Raw genomic sequence first — 15,918 nt, 5'->3', positions numbered from 1 at the left:
GTCTATTTAACACGCAAAACTCAATATGTAATGCAAGCTTGAGAAACACAAGGGGGTGCGCATGACCGGACGTCCCGGCAGGACCGGCAAGGGCGGCGGACAGGCGAGCGCCGGAGATCTGCTCGAACTCGTGCGCAACGGGCGGGCCGTGACGCGCGGCGCGCTCCAGCAGGCCACCGGGCTCTCCCGCGCGACCGTCGGCCACCGCCTGGACCGGCTGTTCCGGGCCGGCTGGCTGCGCGAGGGCGCCGGCGGCCCGGTCGACTCCCCGCTGGGCGGACGCCCCTCCATCACCCTCGAGTTCGACGACTCCCACGCGGTCGTCCTCGCCGCCGACCTGGACACCCGGCACGCCCGCGCCGCCGTGCTCACGCTCACCGGCGAGATCCTCGCCGAGCACTCCGGCACCCCGGTCATCCAGGACGGCCCCGAGGCCGTACTGGCCGAACTCGGCGGCTGGTTCGCCGAGTTGCTGGAGAAGGCCGGCCACCGCGCGACGGAGGTGTGCGGGATCGGCCTCGCGGTACCGGGCCCCGTCGACACCGAGACCGGCCGGGTCGTCCAGCCGCCGATCATGCCCGGCTGGGACGGCTACGACATAAGGGGCCGCCTGGCCAGGGCGTTCACGCAACAGACCGGCGCGCCGGCCGTGCCGGTCCTGGTCGACAACGACGCGAACCTGATGGCGTACGGGGAGCAGCGCACCGGATACCCGGACTGCTCGGCGTTCGTCCTCGTCAAGGTCTCGACGGGTATCGGCGCCGGGGTCGTGGTGGACGGCTCCATCTTCCGGGGCGTCGACGGCGGCGCCGGGGACATCGGCCACATCAGGGTGGGCGCGGAGGCCCAGTGCCGGTGCGGTTCGTACGGCTGTCTCGCCGCCGTCGCCAGCGGCGGTGCCGTGGCCCGGCGGCTGGCGGAGGCGGGGATCCCGGCCGCCTCCGGCTCGGACGTGCGCGACCTGCTCGCCTCGGGCCACCCGGAGGCGGCCGCACTGGCCCGGGAGGCCGGCCGCCTGGTCGGGGACGTGCTGGCGACGGTCGTGACCCTCCTCAACCCGGGCGTCCTGATGATCGCGGGCGACCTGGCGGGCACCCCGTTCCTCACCGGCGTCCGCGAGCTGCTCTACCAGCGGGCCCTGCCCCGCTCCACCGCTCATCTGGACGTCGTGACGTCCCGGCTGGGGGAGCGGGCCGGTCTGATAGGGGCCGGCGCCCTGGTCGTGGAGCACCTGTACGCGCCGGAGCGGGTCGAGGAGCGGTTGCTGGCGCTGGGCGTGTGACCGGGGCGTTTCCGGTGGGTTGTGGTGTCCGTCCCCGCGTCCGCATGGTGAACTCCGGCGGTCTGTGGCAGCGTGATTCTCGCCACCCTTGATAAGGGTTGCGCTCAGATGAGCGGATCATGGGCGACTGCACTTCTCCAAGGGGTGGCACTGGGTGCCACCCTTTGATCGTTCATCGATCGAAATCAGGTGTGCGGTATAGCCGCTCAAGTGAGCGGAAAGGTGCGGTGCTGAGCGGTCTTGTGTTCAAGAAGTGAAAACACGAGCCGGTCTTCGCTTGCCAAGCTTTGACTTTCGATCCGGTGGCGGACGACTGGTTACGGGCGCATGACACGCAAGTAGACGTACCCAGGCGCCTTCGATCTGGGTATGTTCCTGCCCGTCAGGGCAGCCACCGAGTCCTCGAGGGAGTCGAGACCCGTGTCGGAAAACAAAGAACCCCACGGCGTGAAGTTCGTTTACGACTTCACCGAGGGAAACAAAGACCTCAAGGACCTCTTGGGCGGCAAGGGCGCGAACCTCGCCGAGATGACCAACCTGGGGCTCCCCGTTCCCCCCGGCTTCACCATCACGACCGACGCCTGCAAGGTCTACCTCGACAGCGGCGAGGAACCGGCGGCACTCCGTGACGAGGTGAGTGCGCACCTCGAAGCCCTCGAAGAGCGGATGGGCAAGAAGCTCGGCCAGGCCGACAACCCGCTCCTGGTCTCGGTCCGCTCCGGCGCCAAGTTCTCCATGCCCGGCATGATGGACACGGTCCTGAACATCGGCCTCTCCGACAAGTCCGTGCAGGGCCTCGCCAAGCAGGCCGGCGACGACCGCTTCGCGTGGGACTCCTACCGCCGCCTCATCCAGATGTTCGGCAAGACGGTCCTCGGCGTCGACGGCGAGCTCTTCGAGGAGGCGCTGGACGCGGCGAAGGAGGCCAAGCAGGTCACCGTCGACACGGAGCTGGAGGCGGCCGACCTCAAGAAGCTGGTCACCCGGTTCAAGAAGATCGTCAAGACCGAGGCCGGCCGGGACTTCCCGCAGGACCCGCGCGAGCAGATGGACCTCGCGATCCGCGCGGTCTTCGACTCCTGGAACACCGACCGCGCCAAGCTCTACCGCCGCCAGGAGCGCATCCCCGGCGACCTCGGCACGGCCGTCAACGTCTGCTCGATGGTCTTCGGCAACCTCGGCCCGGACTCCGGCACCGGCGTCGCCTTCACCCGCGACCCCGCCTCCGGCCACCAGGGCGTCTACGGCGACTACCTCCAGAACGCCCAGGGCGAGGACGTGGTCGCGGGCATCCGCAACACGGTCCCGCTGGCCGAGCTGGAGAACATCGACAAGAAGTCGTACGACCAGCTGATGCAGATCATGGAGACGCTGGAGAACCACTACAAGGACCTCTGCGACATCGAGTTCACGATCGAGCGCGGTCAGCTGTGGATGCTCCAGACCCGCGTCGGCAAGCGCACCGCGGGCGCCGCCTTCCGTATCGCGACCCAGCTGGTCGACCAGGGCCTGATCGACGAGACCGAAGCCCTCCAGCGCGTCACCGGCGCCCAGCTCGCCCAGCTGATGTTCCCCCGCTTCGACGAGCAGGCGAAGACCGAGCAGGTCGGCCGCGGCATCGCCGCCTCGCCCGGCGCCGCGGTGGGCAAGGCGGTCTTCGACTCCTACACCGCCGTCAAGTGGTCCCGCTCGGGCGAGAAGGTCATCCTGGTCCGCCGCGAGACCAACCCCGACGACCTGGACGGCATGATCGCCGCGGAGGGCATCCTCACCTCCCGGGGCGGCAAGACCTCCCACGCGGCCGTCGTCGCGCGGGGCATGGGCAAGACCTGCGTCTGCGGCGCGGAGGAACTGGAAGTCGACACCAAGCGCCGCCGCATGACCGTCCCCGGCGGCCACGTGGTCGAGGAGGGCGACGTCATCTCCATCGACGGCTCCTCCGGCAAGGTCTACCTGGGCGAGGTACCCGTCGTACCCTCCCCGGTCGTCGAGTACTTCGAGGGCCGGATGCACGCGGGCGCCCAGGACGCCGACGAACTGGTCGAGGCGGTCCACCGCATCATGGCCTTCGCCGACCGCAAGCGCCGGCTGCGGGTGCGCGCCAACGCCGACAACGCCGAGGACGCGCTGCGCGCCCGCCGCTTCGGCGCCCAGGGCATCGGTCTGTGCCGCACCGAGCACATGTTCCTCGGCGACCGCCGCGAACTGGTGGAACGCCTGATCCTGGCGGACACCCAGGAGGACCGCGAGGAGTCCCTGCGGGCCCTGCTCCCCCTCCAGAAGAAGGATTTCGTCGAACTCTTCTCGGCGATGGACGGCCTCCCTGTGACGGTCCGCCTGCTCGACCCGCCGCTGCACGAGTTCCTCCCCGACATCACGGAGCTCTCGGTCCGCGTGGCCCTGGCCGAGTCCCGCCAGGAGCCGCACGAGAACGAACTCCGCCTCCTCCAGGCGGTCCACCGCCTGCACGAGCAGAACCCGATGCTCGGCCTGCGCGGCGTACGCCTCGGCCTGGTCATCCCCGGCCTGTTCACCATGCAGGTCCGCGCGATCGCCGAGGCCGCGGCGGAACGCAAGAACGCCAAGGGCGACCCGCGCGCCGAGATCATGATCCCGCTGGTCGGCACGGTCCAGGAGCTGGAGATCGTCCGGGAGGAGGCCGACCAGGTCATCGCGGAGGTCGAGGCGGCGACCGGCACCAGCCTCAAGCTCTCCATCGGCACGATGATCGAACTCCCGCGGGCCGCCCTGACGGCCGGCCAGATCGCCGAGGCGGCGGAGTTCTTCTCCTTCGGCACCAACGACCTGACCCAGACGGTGTGGGGCTTCAGCCGCGACGACGTCGAGGCCTCCTTCTTCACCGCCTACCTGGAGAAGGGCATCTTCGGCGTCTCCCCCTTCGAGACGATCGACCGCGACGGCGTCGGCTCCCTGGTCGCCGCCGCGGCGAAGGCCGGCCGCGCCACCCGCCCCGACCTCAAACTCGGCGTCTGCGGCGAACACGGCGGCGACCCGGAGTCCGTCCACTTCTTCCACGAGGTGGGCCTGGACTACGTCTCCTGCAGCCCGTTCCGCATCCCGGTGGCCCGCCTGGAGGCAGGCCGCGCGGCAACCCAGTCGACGGGAAGCGACCACCGCTGACCCCTTCGTAGACCTTCCCCGAACCCCGGGCCCGCCGTCCGTCCCCGACCCTCAAGACCGATGGCCGGCGGCCCCGGCACGCAAAAAGAGGGGCGGCACCCTGTGCGGGGGTGCCGCCCCTTCGCGTGTGGCCAGGAGAGCGGCCCGGGAGCTTCGTCGTCGAAGTCGACGGCGCGCTTCAGGAGGCGTCGCCCCGCAACGACGCGATGAGAAGGTCAAGGTCTCCGCGTGCCGTGTACGTACGGATCGGGTCGATGTAGTCACGCGACTCGATGATCCGGCCGTTCCGGACCCGCATCACGAAGACGCAGGGCACCTTGCTCGTGGAGCCGTCCGGCCGTGTGAACTCGTAGGCGAACTCCGCGACGATCACTTCGGGGTCCGCGGTCGCGTGGACGACGACATCGACGACCTGTCTCTTCGGCAGGGACGCCCGGTCTTCCGGCGGTACCGTGAAGTGCTCCTGGAGCGCACGCCGGCTCGACAACGGCTCGGACTTCGGCGTCGCCATCGGATGCCGGACGTCGGTGACCTCACCGTACAGCTCTGGCAACTCATCGAAGTTCCCGTCGGCGACTCCGTGGACGAGCCGGAGAAAGACGTCGCGCGGCCGCAGGGACACAAGACCTCCGTAAGGAAGGTGCGGGCGGTCAGAGCAGCCCGAGGTCGTCGAGTTCCTTGTACAGGTCGGAGCGTGGGGAACCGGGGCCGGGGTGTGGGGTGTTGCCGGTGGCCGGGGTTCTCGGGGCGATGGCGCCGGTGGTGGGGCGTGGTGCGCGGCGGTCGCGGAAGAGCCAGGCGCCGAGGAGGCCGCCGAGCAGGCCGCCGAGGTGGCCGAGCCAGCTGACGCCGGGGGTGCCGGGTACGGCGACGGTGAGGAGGTAGGCGAAGGACGCGCCCATGACGATCCCGACCAGCGTGTCGATGAGGTGCCGGTCGAAGAGGCCGCGTACGACGACGTAGCCGAAGTACCCGAAGATCAGGCCGCTGGCGCCGACCGTCGCGACGTCGCCGTGCTCGAAGAACCAGACGACCAGGCCGCTGCTCAGCGCGATCAGGAGGGTGAGGCCGAGGAACCGGACCACTCCGCGGTACGCCGCGAGGAAGCCGAAGACGAACAGCGGGCCGGAGTTGCTCTCGATGTGCGCCCAACTCCAGTGCAGCAGCGGCGCGACCAGGATGTCGGGCAGGGTGCCGACGTCGCCGGAGACCACCGCGTAGTCGCGGGAGAGGGCGTAGTGTTCGGAGTAGTTGGCCAGTTGGACCAGCCAGACGACCGCGAGCAGACCGAACATCACGAAGAACGCCTTCCGCGCCTCCGCGATCATCTGCTCGGGGCTCATCGGTGCCGGTGCCGGTGCCGGTGCCGGTGCCGGTGCCGGTACGGGGCGGTCCTTCTTCGGCTTACCCATGGCAGGTTCCCCCTCGAACCGCTCGGACAGCTCGACACGCTGTCGCGTCCCCACCACGGTGCACTGTACGGCAGCCCGGTTACAGGGCCGGTTCCGCCCACAGGTCCGCCGGTACGACGCCGACGGAGCGGCCGTGCGCGTCCAGGAGGCGGCCGAGGAGTTTGTCCTGGCGCAGGGTGATGACCCGGTCCGCGATGTCGAGGGCCGGGTGGGCCGTCGCCAGGTGGGTCTCCAGGCGGAGGATGTCGCTGACCGAGTGCAGGCTGGCCTGGAGGACGAGGTTCTGCGGGCCGCTGACGGCGGCGCAGTTGCGGGTCTCGGGGAGCCGGATGAGGGACTGGCCGATGCCGGGGAGGTCGGCGGGCGGCACCCTGGCCCAGAAGGTGACGGCGACCGGCCAGCCGCCGAGGGGGCGGGCGAAGTCGCAGCGGAAGCGGAGCAGGCCACGGCGGATGAGGGCCTCGACACGGCGTTTGGCGGTGGAGAGGCTGACGCCGAGGTCCCGCGCCAGGGCCTGGTAGGGCGCGCGGCCGTCGTGGGCGAGGCGGGTGGCGAGGGCGCGGTCGAAGGAGGTGAGCTCCCGGTGGGTGGTCCGTTGCGCGGAGGGGACGGCGGCGGGTGCGGGGGCCCGGGCCGTCAGCCGGGCGCGCTGGGCCGGGGCCAGGGCGGCGATGCGCCAGTGGCCGCCCTCCGTGAACATGTGGGTGACGATCCGGGACCGTACGGCGGTGATGCCCGGCAGTTGGGGCAGCAGGTCGAGGGTGTAGCGGGACAGGGCGGGCAGGTCGCGGGTGGCGACCGTGGCGAGGATGTCGTGGCCGGAGGACGTCCGCTCGATCGTCACCATGTGGGGGTGGGCGCTCAGGGACCCGGCGACCCGGGCCGTGGTTCCCGGGGCGCAGTCGATCACGACGTACGCCACGCAGATCTGCTCCAGCAGGCGCGGGCCGGGGGAGAAGCCGACCCAGGCCGTGCCCTGCGCGGAGAGGCGGTGGAAACGGCGGGCCACCGTGACCGGGTCGACGCCCAGGGCGCGGCCGAGCTCGGTCCAGGAGGCGCGCGGGCTCAGCTGCAGCGCGTTGATCAGCGCCAGCTCGTCCTCGCTCAGCAGCGCCGGCGCGGTCGCAGGGGCAGCTGCTGCTGCTGCGGCAGCATCCTGCGTCTGCTCGCCGGGTGAGCCGGAATCCTGCGGTTCGGAGCCGTTGTGCGCCACTCTCCCATTGTGGACTTCAGGGCCCGCACTCCGCGGGCGCAGTCGTGAAGAAGGGCCGGGACATGGCGTTCGCCGACTACCAGAACGAGATCTACCTCGACGGGCTGCGCGGAGTGGTGCCGCGGTTCCCGATGTCGTACGCCGATCTGGAGCCGTTGGCCCTGGCCGCGCTGCCTCCCTCCGTGCGCTCGTACGTCGCGGGCGGCGCCGGTGACGAGCGGACGCAGCGGGCCAATGTCGGTGCGTTCGAGGGCTGGGGACTGGTGCCGCGCATGCTGGTGGGGGCCACGGAGCGGGACCTGTCCGTCGACCTGTTCGGGCTGCGGCTGCCCTCGCCGCTGTTCATGGCCCCGGTCGGGGTGATCGGGCTGTGCGCGCAGGACGGTCACGGCGACCTCGCCGTGGCCCGGGCCGCCGCCCGTACCGGCGTACCGATGGTCGCCTCGACGCTGACCGTCGACCCGCTGGAGGAGGTGGCCGCCGGGTTCGGCGACACCCCCGGCTTCTTCCAGCTCTACACGCCCACCGACCGGGAGCTGGCCGAGAGTCTGGTGCACCGGGCCGAGCAGGCCGGGTTCAAGGGGATCGTGGTCACCCTGGACACCTGGATCACCGGCTGGCGGCCCCGCGACCTGAGCGTCAGCAACTTCCCGCAGCTGCGCGGGAACTGCCTGGCCAACTACACCAGCGACCCGGTCTTCCGGGCCCGCCTCGGCAAGGACCCGGAGGACGACCCGCAGGCCGCCGTCGCGCTCTGGGCGGGGATCTTCGGCAACCCGCTCACCTGGAACGACCTGCCCTGGCTGCGGTCGATCACCGACCTGCCGCTCATCCTCAAGGGCCTCTGCCACCCCGAGGACGTCCGCCGGGCCAGGGACGCCGGCGTGGACGGCGTCTACTGCTCCAACCACGGCGGCCGTCAGGCCAACGGCGGCCTGCCCGCCCTCGACGCGCTGCCTGAGGTGGTCGAGGCCGCCGACGGCCTGCCCGTCCTGTTCGACTCGGGGGTACGGACCGGCGCCGACATCGTCAAGGCGGTCGCACTGGGCGCCACCGCCGTCGGAGTCGGCCGTCCCTACGCGTACGGCCTCGCCAACGGCGGTGAGGACGGCCTCGTCCACATCCTGCGGGCGCTGCTCGCCGAGGCCGACCTGATCATGGCCGTCGACGGCTACCCGACCCTCGCCGACCTCACACCGGAGGCACTGCGGCGCGTCACCGGCTGAGCACCTGAGCACCTGAGCACCTGGTCAGCTGGACAAAGTAGCCAGAAAATGCACATCACGCCCAGTCGGTATGGTGTGCCCATGGCCGTGACCCGAGGGGACACCCAACGCCGCGAGCAGGTGCTCGCGGCGGCGCTGACCGTCTTCGCCACCTTCGGCTACCGCAAGACGTCGATGGACGCCGTGGCGCGGGCCGCCGACATCTCCCGCCCCGGCCTGTACTTCCTCTTCTCGGGCAAGGAGGAGCTGTTCCGCGAGACCGTGCGGCAGGAGCTGGACCGGGCGCTGGCGGACGTCCGTACGGCGCTGTCCGCACCCGGCGCGGACCTGGACGCCCGCCTGGTGGCCGCGCTCGACGCGAACCTCGGCCGGTACGTCGGCACGCACCTCAACGAGGGCGTCGACGACCTCCTGGAGCACGGGACCGCGCAGCTCCACGACCTGTACGACGACTACCGGGACGCTTTCCTCGACACGCTCGCGAAGGCGATCACCGACTCCGGCCGCACGGCACCCGGCACCGTCACACCGCGCCAGATCGCCGAGGTCCTGCAGGCGGCCGCAGAGGGCTGGAAACACCGCGTCGCCGACCGCCCGGAGTTCGTGCGCAGGCTGGGCGTGGCGGTCGCGGTGGCGTTGCGGCCGTGAGACCTGACGCCTCTCGGCTGTGCGCAGCGTGCCGGTGACCCGGAGGGGTTTCACGCGCCGGCCGGAGTGGCGAGCAGGTCGGTGGAGAGCTGCCACAGGAGGGCCGCGTGGTCGGGGTCCAGGGCGTGGGCGGCCACCCCCCGGCGGACGCCGGGCCGTTGGGGGCCGGCCTCGTCGCAGTCCTCGAAGTACCGGCCGGTCACGCCCTCGACCAGGGGGGAGGCGGCGAGCAGCACCGATGTGGCGGCGCCTTGCTCGATGCTCTTCCAGGACACGTCGGTGCTGGTGGCGTCGAACGAGGCCGGGCTGTTGGAGATGTCCCCGATGTGGCGGCCGAGTCGGGTGCTGGTGATACGGCCGGGGTTGAGGGCGTTGACGGTGATCAGGTCCGGGGCCCAGCGGCGGGCCGCCTCGACGGTGAACAGGACGTTCGCCGTCTTGGACTGGCTGTAGGCCGCCCACGGGTCGTAGGGGCGCCGCTCGAAGCCGAGGTCGTCGAAGTCGACGTCGCCGTTGACGTGGCCGACCGAGCTGACCGTGACGACGCGCGCGCCGTGGGCCGAGGTGAGGGCGCCGTGCAGGCCGGTGGCGAGGGCGAAGTGGCCGAGGTGGTTGGTGGCGAACTGCATCTCCCAGCCCTCCCGTGTCCGCTGTAGCGGCGTGGCCATGACGCCGGCGTTGAGGACGAGGATGTGCAGCGGGCCCTGCCAGGCGTCGGTGAAGGCGCGGACGGAGCGCTGGTCGGCGAGGTCGAGGAGGGCGGCGCGTACGCTGCCCGGTCCGCTCGCCGGGGCGATCTCCTCGGCGGCCCGGATGCCTGCCGCCAGGTCGCGGACGCCGATGGTGACCTCGGCGCCGGCGGCACCGAGGACCCGGGCGGTCTCGCGTCCGATGCCGGAGGCGCCGCCGGTGACGACGGCGCGCCTGCCGCTGAGGCCGACGCCGGAGAGCACCTCGGCGGCGGTGCTCAGGGCTCCGAAGGGGGTGGTGAAGAGGGGGCGGGACATGAGGTTCTCCAGGCGGGTGGTGGGACGGGGCTGGCGCGGGCGCGGCCGGTGGCGTGGGGGCAGGGGCCGTCGTACCCTCGTATCCGGAACCGGTTCCGGTTCACGCTCCGACGGTAAGCGGAACCGGTTCCGGTTGCAAGTGGTGGTGACGAGGAGGGGTCTGGGTTGACCGGCACCGACGGGGGCGCGGCGACGTCCCGCAGGCCGTTGCGCGCGGACGCGCAGCGCAACGAGGACCGGCTGCTGGAGGCGGCGGCAGCGACGTTCGCCCGGGAGGGGGCGGGCGCCTCGGTCAAGGACATCGCCGGCCGGGCGGGCGTCGGCGTCGGCACCCTCTATCGCCGGTTCCCGTCGAAGGAGCTGCTCATCGAGGCGGTCTACCGGCACGAGGTGCAACGTCTGTGCGAGGCGGCGGACGAACTGGCGGCCGCGCTGCCGGCGGCGGAGGCGCTGCGGACCTGGATGGAGCGCTTCATCGACTTCATGGCGGCGAAGCAGGGGATGGCCGACGCGTTGCGGGTGATCCTGACCGACGAGAGCGAGAAGCTGCACACCCGGACGCTCTTGGTCGACGCGATCGCCCGCCTGCTGAACACGGCGGAGGGAGCGCCGGTGGCGCGGCCGGGGGTGGACGCGCGTGATGTGCTGATGGCGCTCGGGGGGATCAGCCTGATGGCGGCGCACGAGGGACAGCGCGAACTGGCCCTCCGGCTCGTCGACCTGCTGTTGCGCGGGGTCGTGGCGGGGTGACGGCGCCTGCCTCGGGCCGGGCCGGGAAACCGTGTTGAGGGGCCGGGCCGTTCTGCGGAAGGCTCCGCGGGCATGGAGTTCTTCTGTTACCACCGTGACCGGGCCGGGTCCGCGGCATTGCGTTCGCAGCTGGTCGAGGACCACTGGGGCTACATGGACCGCTACGCGGCCGAGTTGATCGCCCGGGGGCCGACGTTCGGGGCGGACGGTGCGGTGCCGAGCGGGAGCGTGCACGTCGTCGATCTGCCGGACCCCGCCGCCGCCCGGGCGTTCGCCTTCGACGAGCCCAACCACCAGGCCGGCGTGTACCGGGACGTGCTGCTGCGGCGGTGGCGCAACCTGCTGGGGCGGACCATGTGGGAGTTCCCCGGCGGCCGGACCGGCGGCAACCGCTACCTGGTGCTCGGTCTGGGGCCGGTCTCCGACGACTCCGGCGGCCTGTCACCCGGCGCCGACCCCGACGACCTGATCGCGTTCGGCCCGCTGCTGTCCGACGACGGCACCACCTGGATCGGCACGGCGGCGCTGGTCCGGGCCGCGGACCGGGACGAGGCACTCGGGGTGCTGGCGCCGGTGCGGTACGCCGATGTCGAGGTGCACGACTGGGAGTTCGGCGGGCGGCGGTGACGGGAAGACGCGCCGCGGGACGGCCCTCTCCGGCTAGACCACCAGGCACTCCGCCAGCCGGTCCGCGAACCGGGTGACATGGTCGAGCCGGGGCCCGGACCGGGCGATGCGGAAGCCGTGCCTGCGGCCCCAGAACGCCGCCTGGACGGCGTGCAACTGGGCCCAGCGGCGGACGCGTTCGCGGTCCAGCTCCGCCGCCTCGGCGAAGACGTCCAGGAGACGGTGGGCGATCCTCGGGAGGTCGGCGGTGTGCATGAGGCTCAGGGCACGGGACTTGAGGAGGGTGCCGCCGTCGTACGCCGGGTCTCCCACGTAGCCCTTCGGGTCGACCGCGAGCCACGGTTCCCGGTCGGCCCGCAGGATGTTGCGTGCGTGCAGGTCGCCGTGGACGAGGATGTCCGGCTGGGTCCGGCCCAGTTCGTGAACGGTGGCGACGGCCGCGTCCAGCGCGCGGGGCGGCAGGGTGTGGGACAGGTCGGCGGCGTTCTCGCGCAGCTCCGCCGCCCACGTGTCCGCCTGGTCCCGGAGCCGGGGCAGGCCCGCAGGCGCCGGGACGGCCAGGCGGTGGTTCAGGCGGCCCGCGATCGTCATCACCGTCTCGTCGTCGGACTCCAGCGCCGCCAGCGTCGACACGTGGGCCCGCTCCAGGAGGAGGGCGAAGCGGGCGTCGTCGCGCCGGTGCAGGCGGACCGCGCCCCGGCCCGCCCAGGCCTCGAACGCGTCCGGCTCGTGGACGTTGCCGGGGTGGGGGAAGGACACCTTGACGACGCAGCGGCGGCCGGAGGACCGCAGGCGGACCGGGACGATCACCCCCACCCCGCCGTGCGTCACCTCGCCGTCGGGCACGCAGTCCCAGTGCCGCAGCAAGTCCTCCACCGTCGCCGGGAGTTCGGCGATCCACGCCGCCCCGCGGTCACCCTCGCGGTCGATCGTGCCCCGCACCAGCGCCTCTGGAATGCCGATCATCCTGGCACCCTACGCGGCGCAGGGCGTACGGCGGGGCGCCACGAGCGCGCCGGGACCGCCTACGCGGCGCGTACCCCGTACGCCGTCACCCGTACCGTCTCGTCGTCCAGGCACGCGCCGGTCTCCAGGTCGAAGCGCTGCTTGAGGAGCGGGGAGGCCACGAACGGGCGGCCCTGGTGGGTGCCGGTCAGGCCGCGGGAGAGGACCGCCGCGCCGCCGAACGGGTCGCGGTTGTCGATGGCGTAGAGCCGGTCGGCGCGGTCGCGGAAGACGGCGGCCTGGCGGCCGTCGGGTAGGAGTACGGCCACGCCCCGGCCGGGCGTGAGCAGGCTCAGGTCGCAGACCGTGAACCAGCTTTCCGCCAGCCGGAGTTGGACCTTCAGGTCGGTGGTCTCGGGGGCCAGGGTCATCGCTGGGCGCTTCCTTCCAGAACGGTCGCCGTGCCGTCCGGGCGGCGCAGGCCGATGGACAGCAGCGGCAGGTCGGGCTTCATCTGGTCCCGCTCGGGCACGAAGCCGACGACCGGGTCGGGGGTGTCGGGGGCGTTCACGAACGAGACGAACCGGGCGAGCCTCTCCGGGTCGCCGATGGTGGTCGCCCACTCGTCGGCGTAGGCGGACACGTGCGCCGCCATCAGGGACTCCAGCTCCGCGCAGATGCCCAGCGAGTCCTCGACCACCACGTCACGGACGTGGTCCAGGCCGCCCGGGATCCGCTCCAGCCAGGTCGACGTGCGCTCCAGGCGGTCGGCCGTACGGATGTAGAACATCAGGAAACGGTCGATCAGCCGGACCAGTTCGGCGTCGGAGAGGTCCTGGGCGAGCAGGTCCGCGTGGCGCGGGGTGGCGCCGCCGTTGCCGCCGACGTACAGGTTCCAGCCTGCCGCGGTGGCGATGACGCCGAAGTCCTTCGACTGGGCCTCCGCGCACTCGCGGGCGCAGCCGGAGACCGCCGACTTCAGCTTGTGCGGGGACCTGAGCCCCCGGTAGCGCAGTTCCAGGTCGATCGCCATCCGGACCGAGTCCTGGACGCCGTACCGGCACCAGGTCGACCCCACGCAGGACTTGACGGTTCGCAGCGCCTTTCCGTACGCGTGGCCCGACTCGAAACCGGCGTCCACCAACCGCGTCCAGATCAGCGGGAGTTGCTCGACGCGCGCACCGAACATGTCGATGCGCTGACCGCCGGTGATCTTCGTGTAGAGGCCGAAGTCGCGGGCGATCTCCCCGATCGTGATCAGGCCCTCCGGGGTGATCTCGCCGCCGGGGATGCGCGGGACGACCGAATAGGAGCCGTTCTTCTGGAGGTTGGCGAGGAAGTGGTCGTTGCTGTCCTGGAGCGCCGCCTGCTCGCCGTCCAGGACGTAACCGCTCGCGCCGACCGTCGGGGCGAGGGACGCGATGATCGACGCCACGGCCGGCTTGCAGACCTCGCAGCCGTCGCCGCCCCGGGCGCCCTCCCGGCCGTACCGGTCGAGCAGGTCCCGGTAGGTGCCGACGCGCAGCGCCAGGACGATCTCGTACAGCTCCTCGCGGGTCTGCGCGAAGCAGCCGCACAGGCCCTTGTCGACCTCGACGCCGGACGCCTCCAGCTCGGCGGTGACCAGCTGGCCCAGGACCTTGACGCAACTGCCGCACGTCGTACCGGCCTTGGTGCACTTCTTCACCTCGGGCACCGTGCTGCAGCCGTGCTCCGCGACCGCGCCGCGGATCGTGCCCTTGCGGACGTTGTTGCAGGAGCAGATGACCGCGTCGTCGGGCAGCGCGGCCGGCCCGAGCTGGACGGACTCGCCGGCGCCGGCCGGCAGCACCAGCGACTCGGGCGGGACCGGCGGCACCGAACCGGTGAAGGCCTTCAGGGTGCCGTACGCGTCCGCGTCGCCGACCAGGATGCCGCCGAGCAGGGTTCCGTCCCGGCCGATGACCAGCTTCTTGTACAGGCCCGAACGGGAGTCGGAGTACACGACGTCCAGGCAGTCCTCGGCCGTGCCGTGCGCGTCACCGAAGGACGCCACGTCCACGCCGAGCAGCTTCAGCTTCGTGGACAGGTCGGCACCGGTGAACGTCAGCTCCTCGGCCTCGTCGGCGGCGAGGGCCGCCGCCGCGGTCTCGGCCTGTTCGTAGCCCGGTGCCACCAGCCCGTAGACCCGCCCGTCCGCCGCCAGCGCGCACTCGCCGATCGCGAACACATGCGGGTCGGAGACGGTACGGCACTGCTCGTCGACCGTGATGCCGCCGCGCTCGCCGACCGTCAGCCCGCAGTCCCGGGCGAGTTGGTCCCGCGGCCGGACACCGGCGCTGAACACCACCAGGTCGGTGGCGAGTTCGGAACCGTCGGACAGCCTCATCCCCGTCACGGCGCCCGCCGGGTCGACCACGATCTCCTGCGTGCCGACGCCCGTGTGGACCGTCAGGCCCATCTCCTCGATGGTGCGCAGCAGGGCCGCGCCACCGCCCTCGTCCACCTGCACCGGCATCAGCCGCGGCGCGAACTCCACGATGTGGGAGGTGAGTCCGAGCCCCTTCAGCGCCCCGGCCGCCTCCAGCCCGAGCAGCCCGCCGCCGACCACCGCGCCCACGGTCGCCCCCGACCGCGCGTACTCCTCGATCGCGAGCAGGTCCTCGATCGTGCGGTACACGAAGCAGCCCGTCGCGTCCTTGTGGGGGACCGGAGGCACGAACGGGTAGGAGCCGGTGGCGAGTACGAGCGTGTCGTACCCGACGGCCATGCCGGACCTCGCCGTCACCGTCCGCGTCGCACGGTCGATCGTCTCCGCCGGGTCGCCCACGTGCAGTTCGATGCCGTGCGCGTCGATGAACTCCATGTCGGTCACGGAGAGTTCGTCGGGGGTCCGGCCCGAGAAGTACGAGGTGAGGGCGACGCGGTCGTAGGCGGGACGCGGCTCCTCGCACAGCACGACCACCCGGTGCGTGGCGGTCAGGCCGCGCTCGGCGAGCGCCTCCAGGAAGCGCTGACCGACCATGCCGTGACCGACGAGCACGATCGTGGGGGTGGCCCCGGGGGTGGCGGTCATCAGGAGCCTCCGTCGTTGGAGAACAGGGAGAACAGGGAGAACAGGGAGAACAGGGGGAACGGGGAGCGCAGGGGGAACGGGGAGCGCAGGGGGAGCGTCGGGCGGGCGGTCACCCCGGCGAGCGGCGGCCGGCCGCACGGGCGCTGCTCCTGGCCGCCGACGGATGCCCCGGGCGTCTCGGGTGCCTCGCCCGTCGCGGGGGTGCCGGGCCGCCCGACGGGACGGCGGCCGGCGCCGATCACCACCACACGCGAATTCGAGGTCATACCTAGGAGCCTGCGGCGCCGACGTTACCCGGCCGCATCACCGCTGTTTCCCAGGAGGAACGCTGCCCTCTTCGGTGGCGGGGGATGGGTGTGAGGGGTCCGGGGGGAGGAGCGGTGGGAACTGTGAGGCGGGGGAAACACGGCAGCGGCGGTCGGCCTGCGCCGCAGGTGGGCGGGGGTGCTGCCAGGACGAGGGCGGAGATGGCGGCGGGGCCGGTTACGCGGGGAGCGGTTGTGTACGTCGTCCTGTTCCGCGGACCGTGGATTCTGCGGACGGCGCACTGCGGACGGCGCACGGTGGACGGCGGACCGGGGGAGGGCGGACGGCGGACCGCGGACGGCCGAG

At 72.0% G+C, this 15,918-nt stretch carries 14 protein-coding genes; 6 read left to right on the top strand and 8 right to left on the bottom strand.

The window, feature by feature from the left end; all coding sequences use genetic code 11:
* Positions 1-61 precede the first annotated feature (61 nt).
* Both ACGF5O_RS04505 and ppdK read left to right on the top strand, forming a co-directional pair.
* Entirely contained in the window at positions 62-1,282 is a 1,221-nt protein-coding gene (locus tag ACGF5O_RS04505; protein WP_393808445.1) for an ROK family protein, read from the top strand.
* A gap of 420 nt (positions 1,283-1,702) precedes the next feature.
* The gene (ppdK, locus tag ACGF5O_RS04500) at positions 1,703-4,423 is read left to right on the top strand and encodes a pyruvate, phosphate dikinase (RefSeq protein WP_393808444.1); all 2,721 of its coding nucleotides are present in this window, start codon (positions 1,703-1,705) and stop codon (positions 4,421-4,423) included.
* Between the two features lie 178 nt (positions 4,424-4,601).
* Here ppdK and ACGF5O_RS04495 read toward each other — a convergent pair whose 3' ends face one another.
* From ACGF5O_RS04495 to ACGF5O_RS04485, 3 genes are all read right to left on the bottom strand, one after another.
* Positions 4,602-5,045 carry a nuclear transport factor 2 family protein gene (locus ACGF5O_RS04495; RefSeq protein ID WP_393808443.1) on the bottom strand — a complete coding sequence of 148 codons (444 nt, stop codon included), beginning with the start codon at positions 5,043-5,045 and terminating at the stop codon, positions 4,602-4,604.
* 28 nt (positions 5,046-5,073) lie between these two features.
* The gene (locus ACGF5O_RS04490; protein ID WP_393808442.1) at positions 5,074-5,835 is read right to left on the bottom strand and encodes a rhomboid family intramembrane serine protease; all 762 of its coding nucleotides are present in this window, start codon (positions 5,833-5,835) and stop codon (positions 5,074-5,076) included.
* 79 nt (positions 5,836-5,914) lie between these two features.
* The gene (locus ACGF5O_RS04485) at positions 5,915-7,048 is read right to left on the bottom strand and encodes an Lrp/AsnC family transcriptional regulator (protein ID WP_393808441.1); all 1,134 of its coding nucleotides are present in this window, start codon (positions 7,046-7,048) and stop codon (positions 5,915-5,917) included.
* 62 nt (positions 7,049-7,110) lie between these two features.
* Here ACGF5O_RS04485 and ACGF5O_RS04480 point away from each other — a divergent pair, with 62 nt between their 5' ends.
* Together ACGF5O_RS04480 and ACGF5O_RS04475 are read left to right on the top strand one after the other, a co-directional pair.
* Complete coding sequence (locus tag ACGF5O_RS04480; protein ID WP_393808440.1) at positions 7,111-8,274, top strand: lactate 2-monooxygenase; 1,164 nt, start codon at positions 7,111-7,113, stop codon at positions 8,272-8,274.
* Positions 8,275-8,355: 81 nt separating this feature from the next.
* Positions 8,356-8,922, top strand: a complete 567-nt coding sequence (locus ACGF5O_RS04475) for a TetR/AcrR family transcriptional regulator (protein ID WP_393808439.1) — start codon at positions 8,356-8,358, stop codon at positions 8,920-8,922.
* Positions 8,923-8,972: 50 nt separating this feature from the next.
* Here ACGF5O_RS04475 and ACGF5O_RS04470 read toward each other — a convergent pair whose 3' ends face one another.
* Entirely contained in the window at positions 8,973-9,929 is a 957-nt protein-coding gene (locus tag ACGF5O_RS04470) for an SDR family NAD(P)-dependent oxidoreductase (protein ID WP_393808438.1), read from the bottom strand.
* A 165-nt stretch (positions 9,930-10,094) separates the two neighbouring features.
* Between ACGF5O_RS04470 and ACGF5O_RS04465 the strand changes: the two genes are divergently transcribed.
* Positions 10,095-10,679 carry a TetR/AcrR family transcriptional regulator gene (locus tag ACGF5O_RS04465; RefSeq protein ID WP_393808437.1) on the top strand — a complete coding sequence of 195 codons (585 nt, stop codon included), beginning with the start codon at positions 10,095-10,097 and terminating at the stop codon, positions 10,677-10,679.
* A gap of 72 nt (positions 10,680-10,751) precedes the next feature.
* On the top strand, positions 10,752-11,306 hold the full coding sequence (locus ACGF5O_RS04460) for a YciI family protein (RefSeq protein ID WP_393808436.1): 555 nt from the start codon (positions 10,752-10,754) through the stop codon (positions 11,304-11,306).
* Between the two features lie 33 nt (positions 11,307-11,339).
* Here ACGF5O_RS04460 and ACGF5O_RS04455 read toward each other — a convergent pair whose 3' ends face one another.
* From ACGF5O_RS04455 to ACGF5O_RS04440, 4 genes are read right to left on the bottom strand one after another with little or no spacing between them, the layout of a single operon-like run.
* The gene (locus tag ACGF5O_RS04455; RefSeq protein ID WP_393808435.1) at positions 11,340-12,272 is read right to left on the bottom strand and encodes an aminoglycoside phosphotransferase family protein; all 933 of its coding nucleotides are present in this window, start codon (positions 12,270-12,272) and stop codon (positions 11,340-11,342) included.
* A gap of 59 nt (positions 12,273-12,331) precedes the next feature.
* Positions 12,332-12,682, bottom strand: coding sequence for a nitrite reductase small subunit NirD (nirD, locus tag ACGF5O_RS04450; RefSeq protein ID WP_393808434.1), 351 nt, complete (start codon positions 12,680-12,682; stop codon positions 12,332-12,334).
* Positions 12,679-15,306 (bottom strand): nitrite reductase large subunit NirB, encoded by a 2,628-nt coding sequence (gene nirB / locus ACGF5O_RS04445; protein WP_393808433.1) that lies wholly within the window; start codon positions 15,304-15,306, stop codon positions 12,679-12,681. Before nirB ends, nirD begins: the two co-directional genes overlap by 4 nt.
* On the bottom strand, positions 15,306-15,572 hold the full coding sequence (locus tag ACGF5O_RS04440; protein WP_393808432.1) for a hypothetical protein: 267 nt from the start codon (positions 15,570-15,572) through the stop codon (positions 15,306-15,308). The genes nirB and ACGF5O_RS04440 overlap by 1 nt, the downstream gene beginning before the upstream one ends.
* Between the last annotated feature and the right edge of the window lie 346 nt (positions 15,573-15,918).

Origin of the sequence: Streptomyces sp. NPDC048291, from assembly GCF_043201715.1 — a bacterium.
Lineage (GTDB): Bacteria > Actinomycetota > Actinomycetes > Streptomycetales > Streptomycetaceae > Streptomyces.
This window is presented reverse-complemented; position numbering and strand designations above follow the sequence as displayed.